4 protein-coding genes are annotated in these 3,005 nt (G+C 61.8%); 2 read left to right on the top strand and 2 right to left on the bottom strand.

Translation table 11 applies throughout. The features are described from left to right. Both WBV42_RS11175 and WBV42_RS11170 read right to left on the bottom strand, forming a co-directional pair. A partial coding sequence (locus tag WBV42_RS11175; protein ID WP_423986098.1) for a tRNA(Met) cytidine acetyltransferase TmcA domain-containing protein occupies positions 1 to 811 on the bottom strand: 811 nt, incomplete at its 3' end. A 194-nt stretch (positions 812 to 1,005) separates the two neighbouring features. Continuing rightward, positions 1,006 to 1,857, bottom strand: coding sequence for a cytochrome c oxidase subunit 3 (locus tag WBV42_RS11170; protein ID WP_423986097.1), 852 nt, complete (start codon positions 1,855 to 1,857; stop codon positions 1,006 to 1,008). 346 nt (positions 1,858 to 2,203) lie between these two features. Between WBV42_RS11170 and WBV42_RS11165 the strand changes: the two genes are divergently transcribed. Together WBV42_RS11165 and rpl7ae are read left to right on the top strand one after the other, a co-directional pair. After that, entirely contained in the window at positions 2,204 to 2,545 is a 342-nt protein-coding gene (locus tag WBV42_RS11165) for a GNAT family N-acetyltransferase (RefSeq protein ID WP_423986099.1), read from the top strand. 186 nt (positions 2,546 to 2,731) lie between these two features. Next, positions 2,732 to 3,005: 50S ribosomal protein L7Ae (rpl7ae, locus tag WBV42_RS11160; protein WP_423986096.1), on the top strand; the 274-nt coding region annotated here is incomplete at its 3' end.

Genomic DNA, 3,005 nt, shown 5'->3' with positions numbered 1-3,005 from the left:
GCGCGGCCGCGCGGACGAACACCTCGCGGGCGCTCCGATAGCTTCGGGCCGTCACGAGTACGTCCTCGCCGTCCGCGGCGAAGCAACCGGCGGCGATTCCCGCGGCGCTCGACTTTCCACGGCCCCTGTCGGCTTCGACGACGACCGCGTTGTCGGGTTCCGAGAGCGCGTCGAAGGCGTGGACTGCCGAAGCTTGATCGTCGGTGAGACAGGATTCGATGGCGGCCGTGGGGAAGATTTCGTCCTCGCCCGAGAACGTCCGTTCGGTTTCACGGTCGGCCAATCGCGGCGCGGGATTCGTCAGTCCGTCGTCCTCGACGGATTCGGAATCCACGTCCACGATGGCGATTCCACGGTGGGCACGGAGCAGGGAGACGAACCGTCGTCGGAAGTTCCCGCTCACGTCATCGACGGAGTATGGCGGGACTGCGAGCGTCGCGTCGAAGTCGTCCCGTCGGGTCGGCCACGAGTCGAGCGGCGGTGTGAGCAACACGAAGAGGCCGCCGCCGTCCACTGCGCCGACGACCCTCCCGAGCGCGTTCGGTCGAAGTCCGTCGTGAGCGTCGAAGACGACCGCCTCGTGGGTCGTTCCGAGGAGGTTCCCAGCCCGGTTCTGGCTCACTTGTTCGCAGTCGAGCACGCGTCGAGGGGCGACCTGTGCGGTTTTCCCCTCGGGGATTTTTGCGGCGGCGAGGGCATCTTGAGCGACTTCGTAGCCCTCTTCGCGGTCCCCGGCGAGGACGAGGAGTCGCCGCTCGTTCGACTCGCGGGCTTCGTTGTGGAGCGCGGCCACCAGTGACGAGACGTTCACGTCCGTGTTTGGTCGGTTCGCCGCAAGGATGTTTCTCTTTGGTGGAGGAAAAGACAGGAGTCGCGGCGAGGTGGGGTTTACGTGATGGCGTCAACCCGCTCGCATTTCGTGCGCGGGGACCTCGCCGGATAGGATGTCCATGGCTTCACGTATATGCTTTCTGGGTACTGTCACTGAAAATTACTTTCCGTCGGCTACCCTGCAAGCGACGATCCGGCGTACAGTGCGACGACGAGCAGGATCCAGACGGCGTCCACGAAGTGCCAGTACATCGTGACGGTCGTCACCGAGGTGTCCCGTTCCTCCGAGAACTGGCCGTACAGTGCGCGGATGAACAGGACGCTCATGAGGACGATACCCAGCGTGACGTGGAGGCCGTGTAAGCCGGTCAGGCCGAAGAAGGCGCTCCCGAAAACGCCCGACGTGATGGTGAATCCCTCGTGCGTGATGAACAGCATGTACTCGTAAATCTGCCCGCCGATGAAGATTACTCCCAGGAGAACGGTCAACCCGAGGAAGGCGATGAATCGCTGTCGATGCCCACGGAGTAGCGACATATGCGCGTAGTGGAGCGTCCCGCTGCTGGCGACGAGGATGACCGTGTTGACGAGGACGAGTGCACTCAGTACGTCCGGAATGCCTCCGGCCGGCGGCCACGTCCCGACGCGGATGAAGAAGTAGTAGATGAATCCCGCGCCGAACGTCGCCACTTCGGTACCGAGGAACAGGGTCATCCCCCAGCGGAGTTTCGTCCCCCCAGAACCGTCGTGTTGCCAGTACTGGTCCACGAACCCGTGATACAACCAGCCGTACAGTCCAACGAGGAACACCATCGTCCCCAGAACGAACAGGATTGGGCTGACGAACGTCGGAACGTAGCTGTTTCCGCCGTGGCTCAGGACGTACAACCCGGCGCCGACGTACAGGCTGACGATACCCAGGGCGCCGATGAACGGCCACCACGAGGCTTCGCCGAAATCCTTCGGCCAATCCTCGGGCGCTGAAAAGTGCTGTTCCTCCTCGTCCGCCACCGTTTCGGTGCTCATGACCGGCCCCCACTCATGAACCGACGTACGGGTCGAACGCACAAAACAGGTGTTCGGATTCGTCGGAAACGTTTCGACCGGGAAATTGCTCAATCGAACGGTGAATTGAAACGTTTTTGTCATTCGTTCGTTTCGGTACGAACATGCCCGGCCCCATCTTCTGCTCCGGTGAACGAGTCGAACTCAGGACGACCGAACGGGAGGACGTCGAGTTCATCCAGCGCGCTCGAACTGATCCGGCCATCCGAACGTCGCTCGGGTTCGTCCGACCGTACAACCACGAGCAGACCGAGGAGTTCTTCGAAAACACGATTTCGGCGGACAACGGCGATTCGAACTTCCTCGTCTGTGTGGACGGCGAACCGATCGGCGAGGCGAACCTGTCCGCGTCGAGCGCGACCACGGCGAAATCGGCTACTGGCTCGATTCCGACTGGCAGGGCGAGGGCTACGCGACGGAAGCCGTTTCGCTGCTCCTCCGGTACGCCTTCGACACCAGAGGACTCCATCGCGTGTTCGCTCGAATCGGGGATTTCAACGACGGGTCACAGGGACTCGTGGAGCGATTAGGATTCCAGCGGGAGGGCCGACTTCGTGACCACACGTTTTGGCGTGGGGAGTACCACGATACCTTCGTTTACGGCCTGCTCCGCGAGGAGTGGAACGGCGGTTTCGAGTCCCATGAATAATCCTCCGAAATCGACCGATAGGAGCGTGTGCGCCACCGTGGCACCCCGTCATGGATTTGAAAGCGTTTTTATGGGGGCATACTCTACTGGAGGGTACAACCTACGCGGGGTTGATGATGCTCCTAGCCGTACAGGACTCATCCGGCAGGGGAGCCTGAGCCAGCGCGTAGGAGAGGTGAACAACCTATGCCAGTATACGTCAATTACGACGTCCCAGCTGACTTGCAGGACCGAGCGCTCGACGCGCTCGAAGTCGCACGGGACACAGGAAGTGTAAAGAAAGGAACGAACGAGACGACCAAGGCAGTCGAGCGCGGCAACGCCGACCTCATCTACGTCGCGGAAGACGTGACGCCGGAGGAAATCGTCATGCACCTGCCCGAACTCGCCGACGAGAAGGGAATCTCCTTCATCTTCGTCGAGACGCAGGACGATGTCGGTCACGCGGCCGGACTCGAAG

Source organism: Haladaptatus sp. (genome assembly GCF_049589095.1).
Lineage (GTDB): Archaea > Halobacteriota > Halobacteria > Halobacteriales > Haladaptataceae > Haladaptatus.
Note: the sequence above shows the minus strand (reverse complement) of the source record. Positions and strands in the feature narration are given on the sequence as shown.